The 20,005-nt window shown below is 72.4% G+C and carries 13 protein-coding genes and 1 pseudogene; 7 read left to right on the top strand and 7 right to left on the bottom strand.

All coding sequences use genetic code 11. From position 1 onward, the window contains the following. Both C2142_RS40160 and C2142_RS21820 read left to right on the top strand, forming a co-directional pair. The coding region (locus C2142_RS40160; RefSeq protein ID WP_241002714.1) for an AAA family ATPase at nucleotides 1-1,309 on the top strand (1,309 nt) is incomplete at its 5' end. Nucleotides 1,310-1,662: 353 nt separating this feature from the next. Then, nucleotides 1,663-4,014 (top strand): immune inhibitor A domain-containing protein, encoded by a 2,352-nt coding sequence (locus C2142_RS21820; protein ID WP_148644216.1) that lies wholly within the window; start codon nucleotides 1,663-1,665, stop codon nucleotides 4,012-4,014. Between the two features lie 238 nt (nucleotides 4,015-4,252). On the opposite strand, the gene C2142_RS21815 is transcribed toward C2142_RS21820, so the two are convergent. Further along, on the bottom strand, nucleotides 4,253-5,422 hold the full coding sequence (locus tag C2142_RS21815; protein WP_148644215.1) for a beta-eliminating lyase-related protein: 1,170 nt from the start codon (nucleotides 5,420-5,422) through the stop codon (nucleotides 4,253-4,255). 386 nt (nucleotides 5,423-5,808) lie between these two features. On the opposite strand from C2142_RS21815, the gene C2142_RS21810 reads away from it, so the two are divergent. Continuing rightward, nucleotides 5,809-6,762 carry a M23 family metallopeptidase gene (locus tag C2142_RS21810; RefSeq protein ID WP_148644214.1) on the top strand — a complete coding sequence of 318 codons (954 nt, stop codon included), beginning with the start codon at nucleotides 5,809-5,811 and terminating at the stop codon, nucleotides 6,760-6,762. An 83-nt stretch (nucleotides 6,763-6,845) separates the two neighbouring features. Here C2142_RS21810 and C2142_RS21805 read toward each other — a convergent pair whose 3' ends face one another. Continuing rightward, nucleotides 6,846-7,475: a TetR/AcrR family transcriptional regulator gene (locus C2142_RS21805; protein ID WP_162002520.1), complete on the bottom strand. Its 630-nt coding sequence runs from the start codon at nucleotides 7,473-7,475 to the stop codon at nucleotides 6,846-6,848. Nucleotides 7,476-7,794: 319 nt separating this feature from the next. Between C2142_RS21805 and C2142_RS21800 the strand changes: the two genes are divergently transcribed. Beyond that, nucleotides 7,795-9,315 carry an MDR family MFS transporter gene (locus tag C2142_RS21800; RefSeq protein ID WP_241003245.1) on the top strand — a complete coding sequence of 507 codons (1,521 nt, stop codon included), beginning with the start codon at nucleotides 7,795-7,797 and terminating at the stop codon, nucleotides 9,313-9,315. Nucleotides 9,316-9,430: 115 nt separating this feature from the next. Here the strand turns inward: C2142_RS21800 and C2142_RS21795 are convergent, their stop codons facing one another. Beyond that, nucleotides 9,431-10,360: an A/G-specific adenine glycosylase gene (locus C2142_RS21795; protein WP_148644212.1), complete on the bottom strand. Its 930-nt coding sequence runs from the start codon at nucleotides 10,358-10,360 to the stop codon at nucleotides 9,431-9,433. Between the two features lie 182 nt (nucleotides 10,361-10,542). Between C2142_RS21795 and C2142_RS41665 the strand changes: the two genes are divergently transcribed. Beyond that, nucleotides 10,543-11,454, top strand: coding sequence for a hypothetical protein (locus C2142_RS41665; RefSeq protein ID WP_162002519.1), 912 nt, complete (start codon nucleotides 10,543-10,545; stop codon nucleotides 11,452-11,454). Between the two features lie 403 nt (nucleotides 11,455-11,857). Further along, nucleotides 11,858-12,511 (top strand): annotated as a pseudogene (locus C2142_RS21785) (S8 family peptidase); the annotation flags it as partial. A gap of 121 nt (nucleotides 12,512-12,632) precedes the next feature. Here C2142_RS21785 and disA read toward each other — a convergent pair. Both disA and radA read right to left on the bottom strand, forming a co-directional pair. Next, entirely contained in the window at nucleotides 12,633-13,691 is a 1,059-nt protein-coding gene (gene disA / locus C2142_RS21780) for a DNA integrity scanning diadenylate cyclase DisA (protein ID WP_148644934.1), read from the bottom strand. 188 nt (nucleotides 13,692-13,879) lie between these two features. Then, nucleotides 13,880-15,391: a DNA repair protein RadA gene (gene radA, locus C2142_RS21775; protein WP_148644208.1), complete on the bottom strand. Its 1,512-nt coding sequence runs from the start codon at nucleotides 15,389-15,391 to the stop codon at nucleotides 13,880-13,882. A 199-nt stretch (nucleotides 15,392-15,590) separates the two neighbouring features. Here radA and C2142_RS21770 point away from each other — a divergent pair, with 199 nt between their 5' ends. Further along, nucleotides 15,591-17,702, top strand: a complete 2,112-nt coding sequence (locus C2142_RS21770; protein WP_148644207.1) for a sigma-70 family RNA polymerase sigma factor — start codon at nucleotides 15,591-15,593, stop codon at nucleotides 17,700-17,702. 82 nt (nucleotides 17,703-17,784) lie between these two features. Here C2142_RS21770 and C2142_RS21765 read toward each other — a convergent pair whose 3' ends face one another. Both C2142_RS21765 and C2142_RS21760 read right to left on the bottom strand, forming a co-directional pair. Then, nucleotides 17,785-18,456: a GAP family protein gene (locus C2142_RS21765; RefSeq protein WP_148644206.1), complete on the bottom strand. Its 672-nt coding sequence runs from the start codon at nucleotides 18,454-18,456 to the stop codon at nucleotides 17,785-17,787. Between the two features lie 196 nt (nucleotides 18,457-18,652). Next, on the bottom strand, nucleotides 18,653-19,987 hold the full coding sequence (locus C2142_RS21760; RefSeq protein WP_148644205.1) for a DUF1254 domain-containing protein: 1,335 nt from the start codon (nucleotides 19,985-19,987) through the stop codon (nucleotides 18,653-18,655). Nucleotides 19,988-20,005: the final 18 nt, after the last annotated feature.

Raw genomic sequence — 20,005 nt, 5'->3', positions numbered from 1 at the left:
GGTCATCCGGCGGATGCGCATCCGCCGGATGACCGCGCCGCCGGACCTGCGCGAGTTCGACGAGAAGATCGCCGACGTTCGCCGCGAGAAGGAGAGCGCGATCGACGCGCAGGACTTCGAGAAGGCCGCGTCCCTGCGCGACGACGAGAAGCAGCTCCTTCAGGCCAAGGCCAAGCGCGAGAAGGAGTGGAAGGCCGGCGACATGGACGTCGTCGCGGAGGTGGACGAGGAGCTCATCGCCGAGGTCCTGGCCACCGCCACCGGCATCCCGGTCTTCAAGCTCACCGAGGAGGAGTCCTCCCGGCTGCTGCGCATGGAGGACGAGCTGCACAAGCGCGTCATCGGCCAGAAGGACGCCATCAAGGCGCTCTCCCAGGCCATCCGGCGCACCCGTGCGGGCCTCAAGGACCCGAAGCGCCCCGGCGGCTCGTTCATCTTCGCCGGCCCGTCCGGTGTCGGTAAGACCGAGCTGTCCAAGACGCTCGCCGAGTTCCTCTTCGGCGACGAGGACGCGCTGATCTCGCTCGACATGTCGGAGTTCTCGGAGAAGCACACCGTCTCCCGGCTCTTCGGCTCGCCCCCCGGCTACGTGGGCTACGAGGAGGGCGGCCAGCTCACCGAGAAGGTGCGCCGCAAGCCGTTCTCCGTCGTCCTCTTCGACGAGGTCGAGAAGGCCCACCCGGATATCTTCAACTCGCTGCTGCAGATCCTGGAGGACGGTCGCCTGACCGACTCCCAGGGCCGCGTGGTCGACTTCAAGAACACCGTCATCATCATGACGACCAACCTCGGCACCCGGGACATCTCCAAGGGCTTCAACCTGGGCTTCGCGGCCACGGGTGACACCCAGACCGGGTACGAGCGGATGAAGGCGAAGGTCGGCGAGGAGCTCAAGCAGCACTTCCGCCCCGAGTTCCTGAACCGCGTCGACGACATCGTGGTCTTCCACCAGCTGTCCGAGGAAGACATCATCCAGATTGTCGACCTGATGATCGACAAGGTGGACGGCCGCCTCAAGGACCGCGACATGGGCCTGGAGCTCAGCGTCGAGGCCAAGAAGCTGCTGGCCAAGCGCGGCTACGACCCGATCCTGGGTGCCCGTCCGCTGCGCCGCACCATCCAGCGCGAGATCGAGGACCACCTCTCCGAGAAGATCCTCTTCGGCGAGCTGCGGGCCGGCCACATCGTGGTCGTCGGTGTCGAGGGCGAGGGCAAGGACGCGAAGTTCACCTTCACCGGTGTGGAGAAGTCCGCGGTCGCGGACACTCCGGCCGCCGTTGCCTCGCCGGGTCCGGACCTGACGAAGTAGCAACATTTAACAGATAACAGACAACGGTCTGAGCCCCCGGCGTTCGCGCCGGGGGCTCAGACCGTTTTACGCGCGTTGGCAAAACCTGTGATCCACCCCACGAAGCCGCAGGTGGCGGGCGCGCTCAGGGGGTGGTGCGAGTGCGACCAAATCAACTGTCATCTTTAATGGCAATGACGTTGACGGATCGTCAGCTGATAGGGAGTCGCGGAGCATAGCGGTGTGGCCATGTCACGGTCAAGGTCTATCTTTTCCGTCGACCCTTGGATCAAATGTCGTCCACCTGTCTTTCATTTGGTTTACCGGAAGGCCATGAGCCGGACCGGTTTGGGGAGGACGTCACAACGTTGAAGATGACCAGGAAAGCCGCTGCGGGCGTTTCGGCCGCCGCGGTCATAGCCGCGCTCGGCGCGGGGCTGCTCCCGGGCACGGCCTACGCCGCCGGTTCCGCCCCGGTGCCGCAGGACCCGGCCGACGCCGTTCAGGTCAGCACTGAACACAACCTGCCGGGCCCGCTCACCGAGAAGGTCGAGGCCGAGCAGAAGGCCGCCACCGAGCAGCTCCTCGCCGGCACCGCCAAGATCGAGCAGCACGGCGGCGGCAGCAGCATCAAGCTCGGCAAGGACAAGTACGTCGAGCTGGCCCGTGAGCGCACGGACAAGATCTTCACCATCCTGGTCGACTTCAGTGACCAGGTGGACAACACCACGAAGACGCCGGACGGCAAGACCAAGTTCGGTGGCACCCCTGGTCCGGTGCACAACCAGATCGAGAAGCCCGACGCGGCGACCAACAACTCGACGCTCTGGCAGGCTGACTACAACCAGCAGCACTACCAGGACATGTACTTCAGCAAGACCCAGGACTCGCTGAAGACGTTCTACGAGAAGCAGTCCTCGGGCCGCTACACCGTCGACGGCCAGGTCACCGACTGGGTCAAGGTGCCGTGGAACGAGGCCCGTTACGGCTCGGACTACTGCGGCCAGCACGTCTGCAACAACGCGCAGGACCTGATCCGCGACGGCATCAACGCCTGGGTCGCCGACCAGAAGGCCAAGGGCCAGACGGACGCTCAGATCAAGGCCACCATCTCGCAGTACGACCAGTGGGACCGGTACGACTACAACCACAACGGCAACTTCAACGAGCCGGACGGTTACATCGACCACTTCCAGATCGTGCACGCCGGTGAGGACCAGTCGGCGGGCGGCGGCAAGCAGGGCACCGACGCGCTCTGGGCCCACCGCTCGTACGTCTACGGCACCCAGCGCGGCTCGACCGGCCCGGCGAACAACCTGCTCGGCGGCACCCCGGTCGGCGACACCGGCATCTGGATCGGCGACTACACCATGCAGCCCGAGAACGGCGGCCTCGGTGTCTTCGCCCACGAGTACGGTCACGACCTCGGCCTGCCGGACCTGTACGACACCTCGGGCAGCGGGATCGACAACTCGGTCGGCTTCTGGTCGCTGATGTCCTCCGGCTCCTGGCTGGGCGAGGGCAAGAACTCGATCGGCGACATGCCGAACGACCTCGACGTCTGGAGCAAGCTCAAGCTCGGCTGGCTGAAGTTCGACAAGGCCAAGGCCGGCACCGAGTCGACGCACCACATCGGCCCGGTGGAGTACAACTCCAAGCTGCCGCAGGCGCTCGTCGTCGACCTGCCCAAGAAGGTCGTCACCACCGAGATCAACACCCCGTTCGCGGGTGCCAACGAGTGGTGGAGCGGCAGCGCCGACAACCTCGACGTCACGCTGACCCGCGACGTCGACCTGACCGGCAAGACCAAGGCCTCGCTCTCGGCGAAGGCCTGGTACGACCTGGAGCAGGACTTCGACTACGCCTACGGCGAGGTCTCCACCGACGGTGGCGCCACCTGGAAGGCCCTGGAGGGCACCTTCAACGGCACCGCCCTCCCGCACAACGCCGCCGACAAGGCGTCGCTGAGCGGCAACTCGGGCAACAAGTGGGGCGACCTGGTCTTCCCGCTGGACGCCTACGCCGGCAAGGCCGTCAAGGTCCGCTTCCACAACACCACCGACGGCGGTCTGCACCTCAAGGGCCTGGCCCTGGACGAGATCAGCGTCACCGCCGACGGCGCCACCGTCTTCACCGACGGTGCCGAGAACGGTGACAACGGCTGGGCCGCCAAGGGCTTCTCCCGCATCGCCGGCAAGTTCTCGAACGAGTACGCGAACTACTACATCGCCGAGAACCGCCAGTACATCTCGTACGACCGGACCCTCAAGACCGGCCCGTACAACTTCGGCTTCGGTGCCGCCAAGCCGAACTGGGTGGAGCACTACCCGTACCAGGCCGGCCTGCTGATCTGGTACTGGGACGAGTCGCAGAGCGACAACAACGTCACCAACCACCCGGGCGAGGGTCTGATCCTCCCGATCGACTCGCACCCGACCCCGATCAAGTGGGCCGACGGCACCCTGATGCGCCCGCGCATCCAGGGCTACGACTCGCCCTTCGGCTCGCGCAAGACCGACGCGCTGACCCTGCACAAGGCCGGCGTCGAGACCGTCGTCCCGCGCGCCAAGGGCGTCGACGAGTTCAGCGACCTGAAGTCGTACTGGTCCGAGGACAACAAGTACAGCAGCGTCAAGGTCCCGAAGACCGGTACCAGCATCGAGGTCGAGAACGAGTCCTCGAACTACCTGGAGACCTGGATCCGGGTCCGCCCGGTCGACAACTGATCGAAACGAGCAGTGACGATCAGCCTCTGACCAGGCATCACTGATTCACCCGTCCGGCCCGTCCCCGCACCCGCGGGGGCGGGCCGGACGTTCTTTCGGCCCGGCTCCCCCGGCTCACTCCGGCTCAGGACGGCTCAGCCCGACGCAGAACGGCTCAGCCCGACTCGCTCCGGCGCAGGACGGCTCGGAGCGACTCGACGTGGCTCGGCTCGGAGCGGTTCAGAGCGGTTCAGAGCCGTTAGAGCGGCCGCTTCGGCAGCAGGGCGAGAAAGGCGTCCACCGCCTCCGCGATCTCCTTCTCGGTCCAGTCCAGCGCGTCGGCCGCCACGGTGACCTCGGTCATCGACAGGCCGGGCAGTTCCCGCTCCCGCCAGGCGCCGAACAGGGCCGTCCCCGCCTCCTCCGCCAGCCGAAGGCCCGCGGTGTCCAGCTCCTCCGGGGTGTAGGGCAGCCAGAGCTGGAACTGGTGGGTGTGCGGCGGCGCCGGGTGGACCCGCGCGCCCGGGACCACCGCGAACGCCTCCGCGAGCGCCGCCGCGACCGTCTTGGCGTGCGTCACGTACCCGGCCAGCCGCGGCAGTTCGCGGTCCAGCCCGGCCAGGGCGGCCAGCGCGGCCGGCCACTGCTGGAAGAGCTGGCCCCCGTAGCGGTGCCGCCAGGCCCTGGCGGTCCGGACGAAGGCCGAGCCGCCGGCCAGCGCGGCACCGCTGATCCCGCCGAGCGTCTTGTAGAAGGAGACGTAGACCGAGTCGGCCGTCGCGGTGATCTCCGGCAGCGAACGCCCGAAGTGGACGGCCGACTCCCAGATCCGCGCGCCGTCCAGGTGCAGCGCCGCCCCGTGCCCCTCCCGGACCACCGCGGCGACCGCCTCCAGCTCCGCCCAGGTCGGCAGGACGAACCCGGCCTCGCGCAGCGGCAGCTCCACGATCATCGCGGCGTACGGCTCGTCGAACGCCTCCAGCTCGGCCACCGTCGGCAGCCGCGGCGCGACGGTGGGCCAGACGCTGCGCAGGCCCCCCAGCACGGTGAGGGCGTGCCGTTCGTGCTGCTCGGTGTGGCCGAGCGGGTGCGTCGCGACCGTCGGCAGGCGGGCGGCCTCGGCGTGGATCCGCAGCGCCACCTGCTGGGCCATGGTGCCGGTCGGGAAGAACGCCGCATCCTCGGTGCCGAGCAGTCCGGCGACCTTCTCCTCCAGGGCGCCGACCACGCCGTCCCCGTACATGTCCGGCCGGCGGTCCAGGTCGTACACGCCCTCGGCGTCCTCGGCCAGGGCGGCCAGGTGCTCGCGCAGGGTCCGCGGCCGGGTGCCGGAGAGCAGCCGCTCGCAGCCGCGCCGCGCGGCGAAGCGGCGCTCCTGGAGGCCCGGACCGTGGCCGCCTTCGGTGGATTCGCTCCTGTTGGGATACATGTGTCGATGGTCCCGCAGTGGAGGCCTCCGGTCAGCGGTGCGGGCGTGTGCCCCGGATCCGCACCCCGGAGGCGTCCAAACCCCGGGGGCGGGTGGCACTGGTCACAGCGGCGCGAGGCGATACGACCAGCCGTAGTAGACGACCCGGACGGACGCACGGAACGGTCCAGGCCGTGAACCGACGATCGGATCGTCTGATCGTTACTCCGTCAGCTTGAATCTCCGGCGCCACGCCGACTACACGCCGTAGTACGTCACACCGTTTGGGACTCCGCCCGGTGACGGTTACACCTGAGTGGTCCCCCGCTCAGCACGCCCGAACGGGCTCGTTGTGCCGCCCCCGTACGTCCGTGAGGTTGAGCTCCCCGATGTCTTCCGTCCCGCCCATGGGGCCGGCCCTCCGCCGCCTCGCCGCCCGCGCGGCGACCCAGGCGGCGGCCTGGCAGCCCCGGCTCGGCCAGGCCGTCCGCACCCACGCCGCCCCGCTGCGCGCGCTCACCGCGCCCGGCCGCGCCCTGCCCCTCGGCCCGCTCGGCGCCGACCGGCACCGCACCGTCACGGCGGTCGGGGCCAGCGCGGTGATACTGTCCGGCGCCCTGCTGCTCGCCGCCCCCGGCAGCGCCTCGGCGCAGACGGTCATACCGACCACCCCCGGCAACTCGGCGTTCACGGCCGCTCAGGGCGCGACTCCCACCGCGGCTCTCGTCCAGGTGGCGGGCCCGAGTTCGTACAAGCTGCCGCACCAGCACGACTCCGCCCAGAAGTACGTGGCGGTCGCCGCCAACCTGCTGGCCACCGAGCCGCCCGCGGCCGCCCCGGCGCCGTCCGCCGACCAGACGCCCGCCGCCGAGCCGGCCCCCGAGCCCGCGCCGGCCCCGGCCCCCGCCCCGGCCCCCGCTCCGGCTCCGGCTCCGGCTCCGGCTCCGGCTCCCGACTGGTCCGCCCCCGTCCCGGGCGCGCCGACCAGCAACCCGTACGGGGTGGCCAACCCCGAGTACGCGGCCGGCTACCACACCGGGGTGGACTTCGCGGTCGCCCCGGGCACCCCGCTGCTCGCGGTCGGCAACGCCACCGTCGTGTCGGCCGGCTGGGACGGCGCCTACGGCAAGGAGGTCGTGCTCCGGCTCCCCGACGGGCGCTTCGCGCAGTACGCGCACATGTCGTCGATCTCGGTGTCGGCGGGCGAGCGGGTGTCGGCGGCCGAGCAGATCGGCAAGTCCGGGAGCACCGGCAACTCGACCGGGCCGCACCTGCACTTCGAGATCCGCTCCAGCAACCACTACGGCTCGGTGATCAACCCGATCGCGTACCTCTCCGGGCACGGGGTCACCGGGTTCTGAGCGGCCCACAGCTCCGACGGGCCCCCAGGGCGCGGTCGGGCGTCCGGGCCGCCACCGGGTGTTCGAGTGCGGCCCCGGCCCGGTCAGACGCGCGTTGCGGGGTGGTCGATCAGGGCGCCGATCTCCAGCGCGACCCGCTGCGCGGCCGCCATCGCCTCCTCCAGCGTGGCCACCTTCACCGCGTCGTCCGGCACGTGCCCGGCCGCCTCTTCGTCGGAGGTGTCCTGCTTGAGCAGGAACAGCGCCGAGTTGATGGCGAACAGCGACATCGCGGCGCGCAGCCTGTCCTCGAAGGTGGCCTCCGGGCCGTGCACCAGCCGGACCATCGCGACCATCCGCTCCTTGAACTCCAGCCCGGCCGGCGAGTCGCGCAGCGCGGGCTGGTTCTCGTGGAAGAAGCGCAGCAGCGGCGCCCGCTCGGACATGCCCGCCGCGAACCGCCGGATCAGCTCGTCCCGCAGCTCCGGTGTCCAGGGCCGCTCGCGCCCCCACGCGATGGTCTCGTCGATCGGAGCGGCCATGCTCTCGACGATGCCGTGGACGATGTCGTCCTTGGTCTTGAAGTGGTAGTAGAGCGCGGCCTTGGTGACGCCCAGCCGGTCGGCGATCTCCCGCAGCGAGGTCTGCTCGTAGCCCTGCTCGGAGAAGAGCTCCAGTGCCACCACGATGATGCGGGCCCGGGTGTCGCTGCGGGGGCTGTGCGGAGTACCCATGGCCTGCCTCATGACTGCGTCGGTTGACTACTACTCGTTCGTCGGGTGCCGTTCGACACCTTCCCCGGGCTCATTCTCCCTGCCCAGGACACCGGCCGGGAAACTGGCTTGACGACCGGCTAGCGAACAACCTACCGTGCCCACGGTCAACAAACTAGCCGGGCGACAAGTAAGTGAGCCGCGAAGGCCCGACCGGTCGTCCGATCCTGTCCGGGAGACCCCACCCATGTCACAACCCAAGGCCGACAACCCGGCACCGGAGAAGAAGACGTCCGAGGAGGAGGAGCAGGCGCGCTCCCCCCGTGAGATCCGCCTGGTGATGGTCGGCCTGGTGGTCACCATGCTGCTCGCCATGCTCGACGGCCTGATCGTCGGCACCGCGATGCCGACCATCGTCGGCGACCTCGGCGGCGCCGAGCACCTGTCCTGGGTGGTCACCTCGTACACCCTGGCCACCGCCGCCTCCACCCCGATCTGGGGCAAGCTCGGCGACCTCTACGGCCGCAAGGGCACCTTCCTCACCTCGATCGTGATCTTCCTGGTGGGCTCGGCCCTCTCCGGCCTCTCCCAGAACATGAACGAGCTGATCGGCTTCCGCGCCCTCCAGGGCCTGGGCGCCGGCGGTCTGATGGTCGGCGTGATGTCGATCATGGGCGCGCTGGTCCCGCCGCGCGACCGCGGCAAGTACCAGGGCATGTTCGCCGCGGTGATGGCGCTCGCCACCATCGGCGGCCCGCTGGTCGGCGGCTTCATCACCGACCACCTGAGCTGGCACTGGACGTTCTACATCAACCTGCCGCTCGGCGCGGTCGCGCTCGCCGTCGTCATGGTCACCCTGAAGCTGCCGAAGGTCCGCAGCAAGGCCCGGATCGACTACCTCGGCGCCGTCCTGCTCACCACCGGCATCACCGCGCTGACCCTGATCACCACCTGGGGCGGCCAGGAGTACGCCTGGGGCTCCAAGCAGATCCTGGGCCTGGCCGCGCTGGCCGCCGCCACCCTGATCGCCTTCTGCTACGTCGAGCAGCGGGTCCAGGAGCCGATGCTCCCGCTCGGCCTGTTCAAGAACCTGAACTTCACCCTGGTCTCGATCATCGGCTTCGTGGTCGGCTTCGTGATGTTCGGCTCGACCGTCTTCCTGCCGCTGTACCAGCAGATCGTCCAGGGCGCCTCGGCCACCAACTCCGGCCTGCTGCTGATGCCGATGATGTTCGGCATGCTGGTCGTCTCACTGGTGGTCGGCCAGGCGGTGACCAAGACCGGCAAGTACCGGATCTTCCCGATCATCGGCACGATCGTGATGACCGCCGGCATGGTCCTGCTCTCCACGCTCTCCACCGACACCAGCAGCTTCGTCGCGTCCTGCTGGATGGTCGTGCTCGGCGCCGGCATGGGCTTCCTGATGCAGATCACCATGCTGGTCGCGCAGAACAGCGTCGAGCTGAAGGACATGGGCGTGGCCAGCTCCACCGCCACGCTGTTCCGCACCATCGGCGGCTCCTTCGGCGTCGCGCTGTTCGGTGCGCTGTTCAACAACCGCGTCGCCGCGACCATGAAGGACCGGCTCGGCGAGGCGGCCGCGAACGGCGGCGGCAAGGGTGACCCGAGCCAGCTGAGCCCGGCCGCACTCAAGGCGCTGCCCGCCCCCGTCCAGGACGCCTACCACCACGCCGTGGCCAACGGCATGCACACCGTCTTCCTGTGGGGCGCCGGGGTCGCGGTGATCGCGGTCGCCGCCGCGCTCTTCATCCGCGAGATCCCGCTGCGCGGCGCCGGTGCTCCGGCACCGGAGGGCGACGGCAAGGCCACCGAGCCCAATGCCGAAGCCGTCGCGATCTGACGTCCCGCCACCCGGAGATCCCCCTCTTCCTTCCAGGAGAGGGGGATTTCCTGTTTCCGCTCGCCGGACCGGCGGGAACCGCGGCGGCGGCGCGCACGGCCGCCTCCCCGGGCGACTACTGCGGCAGCCGGTAGACACCCTGCTCGACCGGCTCGACCAGGCCGTCGGCGACCAGGCCGTCCAGCGCCCGGGCCCGCTGCACCGCGTCCGGCCAGACGGCGTCCAGCCGGGCCTGCTCGACCGTGCCGTGCTCGGCACGCAGCACCGCCAGCAGCTTCCCGCGGACCTGCCGGTCGGTCCCCTCGTACGACTGGCCTCGCCGGGCCGGGCCCTCGTACGGCGGGCGGCCCGCCCGCTGCCAGGCGCAGCCGGCGAACAGCGGGCAGCCGCCGCACTCCGGGCTCCGGGCCGTGCAGACCAGTGCGCCCAGCTCCATCACGGCGACGGCCCAGGTCGCCGCCGTCGCGGTGTCGTCGGGAAGCAGCGCGGTCGCCGTCCGCCGCTCGGCGGCCGTGGTGGCCTGCGCCGGGTACTCGACACCCGTCACCGCCCGGGCGAACACCCGGCGGACGTTGGTGTCCAGCACCACGTGGCGCTGCCGGAAGGCGAACGAGGCGACCGCGGCCGCCGTGTACTCCCCCACCCCGGGCAGCGAGAGCAGCGTCGCGTGGTCGTCCGGGACGAGGCCGCCGTGCTCCTCGGTGATCGCCACCGCCGCCGCGTGCAGGCGCAGCGCCCGCCGCGGGTAGCCGAGCCGGCCCCACATCCGGACCGCCTCACCGGGCGCCTCGGCGGCCAGGTCGGCCGGCGTCGGCCACCGCTCCAGCCACGCCGCGTAGGCGGGCAGCACCCGCTTCACCGGGGTCTGCTGGAGCATGAACTCGCTCACCATCACCGCCCAGGGCGAGGCCTCGGGAGTCCGCCAGGGCAGCTCGCGGGCGTTGGCCTCGTACCAGCCGAGGACGGTCGAGTGCAGCACCGGCAGCGGCACCGGCAGCCGGTCGGTGGCGGCACTGGGGGCGGGGGTGACGGTGATGGCAGCCATGGCCCTTCGATCCTCCCACGCCCGTCCGGGCTTCCGAAGCGGAGTGGATGATTCCGTATCGCCTCGCGAAACCCCCCGCTCGGCCTCCCTCGAACGGCGCAAATGGCGGATCATGTGAAGGAAGGGGCGACTGTGCGGTGTTGGTGAGTCACAGGGCACACACTGTCTCGTAGAGTTTGGGCGTGCCCTCTCTCCGTCAACCCGTGGGACCGCTGCCGGCTTCGATCTACTGGCGACGACGCGTCGTCGTGCTCGTCGCCGTCGCCGCGGTCGTCGCCCTGATCGCCTGGCTGATGTCCGATCAGGGCGGTGGCGACGGCGGATCATCCGGCAAGGCCGCGCAGGCCGCACCCTCCCAGTCCCAGACCCCCGCCCAGGCGATCACGCCCGGCGCCTCCCCCAGCGGCTCCGCGAACAACCCGCGCCCCGGCAGCGGCAGCGGCGGTACCAACCCGGGCGGCGGCGCGGTCTCCGGCTCCGGCGGCGGCGACGTCAGCCTCAGCACCGGCGGCACGGGCGGCGCGCCCAACCCCGCCCCCGCGACCGGCGGTGCGGCGGGCGGCGGCGCCGCGGGTGGTGCGGCCGCGGGCGGCGGTACGGCCGGCGGCACCGGCGGCGGCACCAGTGGCAGCGGCGGCAGCGGCGGCGGTGCTCCCGCGGTGAACACCCCCGAGGTCATGGCGCTGCCCGTCTGCGCCTCCTCGCAGGTGACGCTGGAGCTGGCCGGAGCCCAGAACTCCTACCAGCCCAAGGACAAGCCGAAGCTGGCGCTGACCGTCCACAACTCCTCGGCCGCCAACTGCCGGGTGGACCTCGGCCGGACCGCCTCCGCCATCACCGTCACGGCCAGCAACGGCGAGCGCATCTGGTCCTCCGGCGACTGCCCGTCCGACCGTAGCGGCAACTGGGTGCAGATCCCGGCGAACGGCAGCCTGACCGAGACCTTCACCTGGGACCGCAGCCGCAGCAAGCAGCAGTGCGCCACGGCCGACCCGGCGCCCGCACCGGCCGGCAACTACCTGGTGGTCGCCGACCTCACCGGCCTCTCCGGCGGCCAGGTGTCGGCGCGCTCCTCGATCCGCCTGGAGAGCTGAGCCCGCCTCACCCACCTCCCCGAAGCCCCGGCCCTTCCCGCCGGGGCTTCGGCGTGTCTCCGGGTGCTCGCGGGCGGCGCCCCCTGCCCCGGTCCCGGTGCCCCGGGGGCCGGTCCTTCCCGGGCGGCCCCCGTCCGCGCGGCGGCCTTCACGAGTGCCCGCGACCGTGTCCGACTGCTTCCGGCCGTTTCCGGCCGTTTCCGGTCGGACCGGCGGAGCGGCCCGCTGCGGCGGCGTTGAGGAACGGTGTCGGCCGGTGTCCGCACGTGTCGGCGGGTGACGCCCGGCCGGCTCCCGGCTTGCCGGAATCCGGGTTCCTCCGTGCCTTCCTCCCGGTTCACCCCGAAACCCCGGTGACGCCCGATGTCCTTGGCGTGTCTCCGGTATGACGAGCCGAAAGCACAACGACGCGGTCGCCCAGGACGGCAACGGCCACGGCACCCACGTCGCCGCGACCATCGCCGGGTCCGCGTACGGGGTGGCCAAGAGCGCCAAGGCGGTCGGCGTCCGGGTGCTCGACAACAACGGCTCCGGAACCACCGCGGGCGTGATCGCGGGCGTCAACTGGGTCACCCAGAACGCGAGGAAGCCCGCCGTCGCCAACCTCAGCCTCGGCGGCTCGGCCAGCACCTCGCTGGACAACGCGGTGGCCGACTCGATCGCCTCCGGCGTCACCTACGCGATAGCCGCCGGCAACTCCGGGAGCCTCGCGCAGAACTACTCCCCCGCCCGGGTCCCGACCGCGATCACCGTCGGCGCGAGCACCAGCACGGACGCCAGGGCGAGCTACTCCAACTACGGCAGCCGGGTCGACCTCTTCGCCCCCGGCAGCTCCATCACCTCGGCCTGGAACACCAGCGACACCGCCACCAACACCATCTCCGGCACCTCGATGGCCAGCCCGCACGTGGCCGGCGCGGCGGCGGTCCACCTCTCGTACCACCCGGGGGCCACCCCGGCGGGCGTCACCACCGCCCTCACCTCGGCCGCGACCAGCGGCAGGCTCACCTCGATCGGCAGCGGCAGCCCCAACCTGCTGCTCCGTGTGACGCAGTAACGGGCCCACGACGACGGAACGGCCCCCGGGGGATCAACTCCCCGGGGCCGTTCCACGCGTCCGGTGTTCACCCATCCGGTGTTCCACGCGTCCGGTGTTCACCTGCCCAGCGGCGCGCCGGTCAGACGTAGCGCTCCAGGATGGACGACTCGGCCAGGCGGGACAGACCCTCGCGGACCGAGCGGGCCCGCGTCTCGCCGACGCCCTCGACCGTCTGCAGATCGTCGATGCTGGCCGCCAGCAGCTTCTGCAGACCGCCGAAGTGCTCGACCAGCCGCTCTATCACCGTGTTGGGCAGGCGCGGGATCTTGGCCAGCAGCCGGTAGCCGCGCGGCGAGACCGCCGAGTCCAGCGACTCCGGCGAGCCCGAGTAGCCGAGTGCCTTCGCCACCGTCTGGAGGTCGAGCAGCTCGGCGTGGGTCAGCGCCTCCAGGTCGGCCAGCACCTCGGTGACCGTCCGGCCCTTCTTGGCGGCCCGCTCCGGGAAGTAGTCCCGCGCGACCAGCTCGCGCTCCGGCTCCACGCCCGCGATCAGCTCGTCCAGCTGGAGCGAGAGCAGCCGGCCGTCGATGCCGAGCTCCAGCACGTAGCCGGCGATCTCGGTGGCAATCAGCCGGACCATCTCCAGGCGCTGGGCGACGGCGGTGACGTCGCGGACCGTCACCAGGTCCTCGATCTCCAGGGCGGAGAGCGTGCCGGCGACCTCGTCCAGGCGGAGCTTGTACCGCTCCAGGGTGGCCAGCGCCTGGTTGGCCCGGGAGAGGACGGTGGTGGAGTCCTCCAGGACCCGGCGGGTGCCGTTGACGTACATCGCGATCAGCCGCATCGAGTGCGAGACCGCGACCACCGGGAACCCGGTCTGCCGGTTGACCCGCTCCGCGGTGCGGTGCCGGGTGCCGGTCTCATCGGTGGGGATGGTCGAGTCCGGCATCAGGTGCACCCCGGCCCGGACGATCTTGGTGATGTCCTTGTCCAGCACCACGGCGCCGTCGAGTTTGCACAGCTCGCGCAGCCTGGTGGCGGTGAACTCGACGTCCAGGACGAACCCACCGGTGCAGATCGACTCGACCGTCTTGTCGAATCCGAGCACGATGAGACCACCGGTGTTGGCCCGCAGCACGCGTTCCAGGCCGTCACGCAGCCCCGTGCCGGGCGCGATGGCGGTGAGGGAGGCCCGCAGCAGGGCCTCCTCGCGGGAGGACTTGTCCGCCCGGTCGCTGGCTGCCACGTGACTCCTCCGGTCGACCCCGTACCGCGCGCCTCGCGCCGTGCGCCGGCCTACGGTCTGTTGCTCTGTCGCTTAGTACTGCCTTATCACCAATGAGACAGGGGAAAGTCTAACTGCGTGCGGCAACGACAGGGCTTGGGTCAGCGCAGTTCGTCCGAGTCGAGCGGCTCCCAGCCCTCCATCAGCTCCTCCGGGTGGGCCGCGACGGGGGGTGCGGAGGCGGCCCGGCGCGGAGTGGGCGGCGCCGACGGTGCCTCACCGCGCGGCTTGGCGGCGGCCCGGCGGCGGCCCGGGATGGCCCGCAGCGCCTCGCCGATGTCCGCGACCTCGACCACCTTCATCCCCGGCGGCACCTTGCCCGGGTCCGGCGGGACCAGGGCGTGGGTGAAGCCCAGCCGGTGCGCCTCGGCCAGGCGCCGCTGCACACCCGTCACCCGCCGCACCTCGCCCGCCAGGCCGACCTCGCCGATGGCCACCAGGTTGCTCGGGAGCGGGGTGTCGGTGGAGGAGCTGGCCACCGCGAGCGCGACCGCGAGGTCGGCGGACGGCTCGCTCAGCTTCACCCCGCCCACCGTCGCGGTGTAGATGTCCTGCTTGCCGAGCTTGACCCCGCCGTGCCGCTCGACCACGGCCAGGATCATCGCGATCCGGGGCGACTCCAGGCCCGAGGTCGTCCGGCGCGGGGACGGGATCTGCGAATCCACCATCAGCGCCTGCACCTCGGCCACCAACGGGCGCTTGCCCTCCAGGGTGACGGTGAGGCAGGTGCCCGGGACGGGCTTGTCACGCCTGGTCAGGAAGAGGCCGGACGGGTCGGCCAGGCCGACGATGCCCTCGTCGTGGAGCTCGAAGCAGCCCACTTCGTCGGTGGCGCCGTAGCGGTTCTTGACCCCGCGGATGAGGCGCAGCCGGGCGTGCCGGTCCCCCTCGAAGCTGAGCACCACGTCCACCAGGTGCTCCAGCAGGCGGGGGCCGGCGATCTGGCCGTCCTTGGTGACGTGGCCGACCAGCAGGGTGGCCATGCCGCGCTCCTTGGACGCCCGGATCAGCGCGCCCGCCACCTCGCGGACCTGCGCCGGGCCGCCGGGGGCGCCGTCCAGCTCCGCGGAGGCGATGGTCTGCACCGAGTCCAGGATCAGCAGGCCGGGACCGACCGCCTCGATGTGCCCGAGGACGGCGCCGAGGTCGGACTCGGCGGCGAGGTAGAGGTGGTCGGAGAGGGCGTTGATCCGGTCCGCGCGCAACCGGACCTGGCCGGCCGACTCCTCACCGGTGACGTAGAGCGTGCGGTGCTGGGCGGAGGCCGCCTTGGCCGCGACGTCCAGCAGCAGGGTGGACTTGCCGACACCCGGCTCACCGGCCAGCAGCACCACGGCGCCCGGGACCAGGCCGCCGCCGAGCACCCGGTCCAGCTCGGGCACGCCGGTGGAGCGGGCCGTCGCCACCTGACCGTCCACCTGGGCGATCGGGCGGGCGGGCGCGCTGACCGGGCCGGCGGCCGTCGTCCGGATCGGGACGGCGCCGTACTCCTCGACCGTGCCCCAGGCGTTGCACTCCGGGCACCGGCCGACCCATTTGGGCAGCTGGTTGCCGCACTCGGTGCAGCGGTACGCCGGGCGCGGCTTGGCGGTGGTCTTGGTGCGGGCAGCCATGCGGTCACCGTAGCGCCTGGGTACGACAACGGGCCGCGGGCCGGGTGGGCAGGGGGCGCGGACCGGGGCGGGCAGGGGGCGCGGGACCGGACGCGGGGGCTCGTGGAAGGTCCACGAATGGGCGATGTTGTTACCCGAAAGAAGTACAACAGCAGGGAATGGCGCGGACTCGGCGCCCCGTCTCTCTACCGTCGGGCGGGTGACAACGAGTACTGAAGGGCCGCGCGACCCCGTGCTCGCGGCGTACGAGCGGCAGGTGGACGGTCTGTTCACCTACTGCCTCTCGGTGCTGTGCGAGCACGACGCGGCCGCGGCCGCCCTGCGCGAGGTGCGCGAGCTGGCGCTGCGGCACGGGACGCGGCTGGCGGAGCCCGGGATGGTGCGGGCCTGGCTGTACTCGCTGGCGCGGTACTCCTGCCTGCGGCGGATGGGGGACGGCGCGGGGTCCGGTGGCGGGCTTCCCGGGGCCGGCGCCGGTCCTACGGGCTTGGTCTCCAGTCCTACGGGCGTGCTCTCCGGCCCGACAGGCGTGGTCTCCGGTTCGCCGGGCGTCCCCGGTTCGCCGGGCGTCTCCGCTTCGCCGGGCGTCGTCTCCGGCCCCTCGGGCGCGGGGGCGGGCGTGCCGACGGCCGAGGCTGCCAGGCGGCGGCGCGAGCTGGCCTCGCTCGCCTGGCCCGAGGCGGCCGGCACCGACCCCGAGCAGCGCGAGGCCCTGGAGCTGTCGGTCCGCCACCGGCTCACCCCGATCGAGGTGGCGGCCGTGCTGGGCGTCCCGTTCGAGACGTCCCGTGCGCTGCTCGCCTCGGCCGAGGCGGAGGTCGGCCGGACCAGGACGGCGCTGCTGGTGCTCGGCGTCGGCAGCTGCCCCGAGCTGGACCGGCTCGGCGGGGCCGGCGCGGAGAGCTGGCGGGACTGGGTACTCGGCCCGGCACTGCGCCGCGAGCTGGTGCAGCACGTGGTGGACTGCCCGACCTGCCGGGGCACCACCGAGCGGGTGGCGGGTGAGGTAACGGAGGGGACGACGGGCCTCTCGGGCCTGCCCGTGCTCACCGCGCCGTCCGCTCCCGCCGTACGGACGGCAGCGCCGGCGGGCGGGGCCGTCCGGCACGGCGGGGTGCTGTTCCTGCCGCGCGCGACCGGGGCCCCGGCGGCGCGGCGGACGGCGGTCCCGGCCCCGGTGGTCGAGCCCGGCCTGCGGTTCGACCAGGGCGGGTTCCCCCGTCACCGCGCGCCGGACGCGCGCCGCGGACCGGCGGTGCGCCGGCGGGTGGTGACCACGGGCGTGCTGGCTGCGGTGCTGGCGGCCCCGGTGGTCGCGCTCTGGGCCGGCCACCGGGGTGGCGGCGGGGCCGGGGCTGCCGCGGCGGTCTCCTCCGTCCGGGTCGAGGACGACCAGCGGGCCGCCGGCCGCCGGCCGGGCGGGTCCGGGGGCGCCGGCGGGGAGCCCGGTCAGGCCGGGCAGGTCGGGCAGGTCGGCGGGGTGGTGGGTGCCGTCGGGGCGGCTCCCGCGGTGGCCGGGCTGGAGCTTGCCGGGGCCGGACCGCTCCGTGCAGAAACGTTGCTTCCGGGGATTCAGGGGCCGGCCATCCCGGTTCCGGCGCACGGCGCGACTCCGCTCGGCAGTCCGACGCTGGTCGCCGCACCGGCACCCGTGGCCGGTGCGGCGGCCGGCCCCGGAGGCGGCGGGCCGGGAGCCCCCGGGCCCGCTCCGGCCGGGCTGCTGACCGTCGAGGCCGGCGAGTACGGGAACCGGACCGTTCTCACCCTCACCAACTCCGGGGTCACCGAGATCCGCTGGCACGCCGAGGTGGACGCCGCCTGGCTCCGGCTCAGCCGGGAAGCCGGAACGCTCGCCCCGGGCCAGCGGATCACCGTGATCGTCACCGTCGACGAGGACCTCGCCCCGGGCACGCACTGGACCGCGAGGATCGCGCTGCCGCCCTCACAGGCCGTGGTGACCCTGGAGGGCGGCCCGCACCACCGGGGCGGCTCCGCCTCGGCCCCGGCCGAGCCGACGGCGGGACCGACGTCGGGACCGACGTCGGGACCGACGTCGGGACCGACGGCGGGACCGACGTCGGGACCGGCGTCGCCGGGCGGGACTCCGTCCGGCGGGCCGAGCACCGCGCCCGGCTCACCGCCGCCCTCCCCCGGCACCACGGCCTCGCCGACGGGAGCTCCCTCGTCGCCCGCGCCGACCCGCACACCCGCGCCGACCGGCACGGCGTCGGCCTCGCCGTCGTCGCCGCCGCCGTCGTCGTCCGGGGGTGCGTCCGCCCCTGCGGCGACCGGGTCCGCGTCGCCGCGGTGAGCCGGTCGGGGCACGGCTGGCAGGATGGGCGGGGTGGACACGGCGGGCTGCGCCGGTCGGGCGCGGCGGCGCACGGACGGCCCTACGTCGTCAGGCCCGAGATCGCGTCGCCGGTGTACTTCGCGCCGAGGACGATCAGGACCACGACCATGATCGCCGCGTTGTGCGCCGCCATCCACGCCTTCCACTCCCCCAGCACCCGGGCCGACCGGTCCCCGCCGAACAGGTAGACCCCCAGCGGCAGCAGCGTGCAGAGCGAGCCGATCAGCACCATCAGCGCGGCCGCGACCGCCTTGCCGCCGCCGGAGGCCGTACTGGTCGCGATGGAGACGGCGCCGCCGACCGCCAGCACCAGGTTCTTCGGGTTGGCCGCGACCAGGACGGCCGCCAGACCGGCCGCCTTGCGCGGGGTGAACCGGTCGATCGCCTGCATCCACTTCGGCGGGCCGTGCACGTGCCCCTCACGCGGGCGGTCCCGCCACTGCCTGAGGCCCAGCAGCAGGAACAGCACACCCAGCGCCAGCTTGAGCCACCAGGCCCAGGCCGGCTTGGGGGATCCGGCGCTCAGCCCCGAACCGGCCGCCACGACCACGCCGACCACGGCCGCCAGCGCCACCACCCAACCGGCCGTGAAGGCCAGGCCGTTCGCCTTCCCCTTCGGGGTGGCCAGCATCAGGATCATCGCGATCAACGGCATCGGGCTGATCGCGATGCCCATGGCCGAGACCAGCATCTGGCCGACGGCGTCGCCCATCCCTGCATCCCTTCGTCGGTACGACGGCAGCTCGCCGGCTCCGTGCCCGGCCCTCGCCTACGCGTGGTCGTCGGGTCGTACGTGGGCGTCGGTCGTACGTGCTCCTCGGTTGCGCGGGTCGTCGGTCGTACGTGGCGGTCAGGTCGGGCGCGGCCGTCAGGTCGTGCCCGGTCGTCGGCTCCCGTGCCGGTGCGGCTCAGCTCCGCCGGATCGGCGGCACCCGGTAGGTGCCGTCCAGGACGGTCGGCCCCGGCTGGTAGAGCCGGATGATCGGGCGGAACCCGCCCTCCGGGACGGGCAGCCAGTTCGCCGCCCCGGCCGGGTCCTCGGGCTGCTCGTGCTGGAGCCGGAGCGTCAGCGACCCGTCCTCGCCGTGGACCAGGCCGGGGGTGCGGTCGCCGATCGAGTACCGCCCGACCGGGTTCGCCACGAGGTAGTGCTCGGGCAGGCCGTACATGGTGACGGACCAGAAGGCGTCGGCCGGCGGGGGCTGGTCGAAGCGCAGCGTGTACGTGTGGGCGCCGTTGAGCGGGTGCCCGTCCGCGTCGTCGGAGGTCATCGCGTACACCGCCTCGTACGCGTGGTTGCCCCAGAGGCCGGCGCGGGCGGCGGCGGCCCGGCTGAGGTAGGCGGCGCGGCGGTCGGGGATGCGCCAGTCGGGCTCGTCGATCGTGCCGGGGCCGAGGAAGTCGATGTTGTAGTCGAACAGGTGCAGGGCGGTCCGCCACTCGCCGGCCGGGTGGTCCTCCGGCGGCCGGATGGCGTCCTCGACCCGTTCGCGGCCGGCAGCCAGGCCCTTGAGCAGGGCGAGCGTCCACTCGGGCGCGGCGGCCCGGTACGGCGAGGGCCCGGTGTCGAGCAAGCCGAGCGGGGCGAACCGCTGCTGGTAGTCGACGTCCGGGGCGGCCGGCGGGAAGGCCGCCATCCAGACCCGGAGCCGTTCGAAGAACGCCAGCCGCTCGGGCACCTCCGGGTCCGGTCCGGGCAGCCCGGCGGCGAGCCCGCCCGGCTCCAGCGGTTCGAGCGTCAGCCCTTCCTGGAGGGCGCGGACGCGCGGGAGGTCCTCGGGGCCGGTGCAGGCGAAGCGGCCGACGATGCTGGCCACCGTGGTCGGCGAGACGATCACGTGCTCGTGGTCCGTGGGGGTGCCGTGCCAGCCGGGCGGGACGATCAACCAGGTCTGCGCGCCGGTACCGGTGGCCCGGCGGCCGACGTAGGCGAAGTTGTCGGTCCACGCGTCGACGAACTGCAGGACGTAGTACGCCCCGTCGGTGTCCGGCACGTGCAGCACCTGCGGGCCCTCGGAGAGGTCGAGCTGGGCGACCGAGTAGACGGTGTCGTTGTTGACGGAGACGAACGGGTCGTCCGGTCCGACCAGCCGCCCGGCATGGCTGACCCGGTTGAACGGAGCCGCCGGCAGGATGCCCATGCCGCCCTCGGTGAAGCGCTCGACCATGGTGAGGTCGGAGACCAGGGGGTAGCCGTAGACGTAGGCGTCGGCGGCCAGGGCCTCCAGCTCGGGCTGGGTCATCGGGAGTCCTTCTCGGGT

The organism is Streptomyces sp. CB01881, assembly GCF_002953255.1.
In the GTDB taxonomy this organism is placed as follows: Bacteria; Actinomycetota; Actinomycetes; order Streptomycetales; family Streptomycetaceae; genus Kitasatospora.
Note: the sequence above shows the minus strand (reverse complement) of the source record. Positions and strands in the feature narration are given on the sequence as shown.

Excerpts from the sequence above, each read along its gene's own strand:
- C2142_RS21795 (WP_148644212.1), bottom strand. The coding sequence starts at position 10,360 with ATGGCTGCCATCACCGTCACCCCCGCCCCCAGTGCCGCCACCGACCGG.
- C2142_RS21805 (WP_162002520.1), bottom strand. The coding sequence starts at position 7,475 with ATGGGTACTCCGCACAGCCCCCGCAGCGACACCCGGGCCCGCATCATC.
- C2142_RS21810 (WP_148644214.1), top strand. The coding sequence starts at position 5,809 with ATGGGGCCGGCCCTCCGCCGCCTCGCCGCCCGCGCGGCGACCCAGGCG.
- C2142_RS21760 (WP_148644205.1), bottom strand. The coding sequence starts at position 19,987 with ATGACCCAGCCCGAGCTGGAGGCCCTGGCCGCCGACGCCTACGTCTAC.
- C2142_RS21765 (WP_148644206.1), bottom strand. The coding sequence starts at position 18,456 with ATGGGCGACGCCGTCGGCCAGATGCTGGTCTCGGCCATGGGCATCGCG.
- C2142_RS21820 (WP_148644216.1), top strand. The coding sequence starts at position 1,663 with ATGACCAGGAAAGCCGCTGCGGGCGTTTCGGCCGCCGCGGTCATAGCC.
- C2142_RS21815 (WP_148644215.1), bottom strand. The coding sequence starts at position 5,422 with ATGTATCCCAACAGGAGCGAATCCACCGAAGGCGGCCACGGTCCGGGC.
- C2142_RS21800 (WP_241003245.1), top strand. The coding sequence starts at position 7,795 with ATGGTCGGCCTGGTGGTCACCATGCTGCTCGCCATGCTCGACGGCCTG.
- radA (WP_148644208.1), bottom strand. The coding sequence starts at position 15,391 with ATGGCTGCCCGCACCAAGACCACCGCCAAGCCGCGCCCGGCGTACCGC.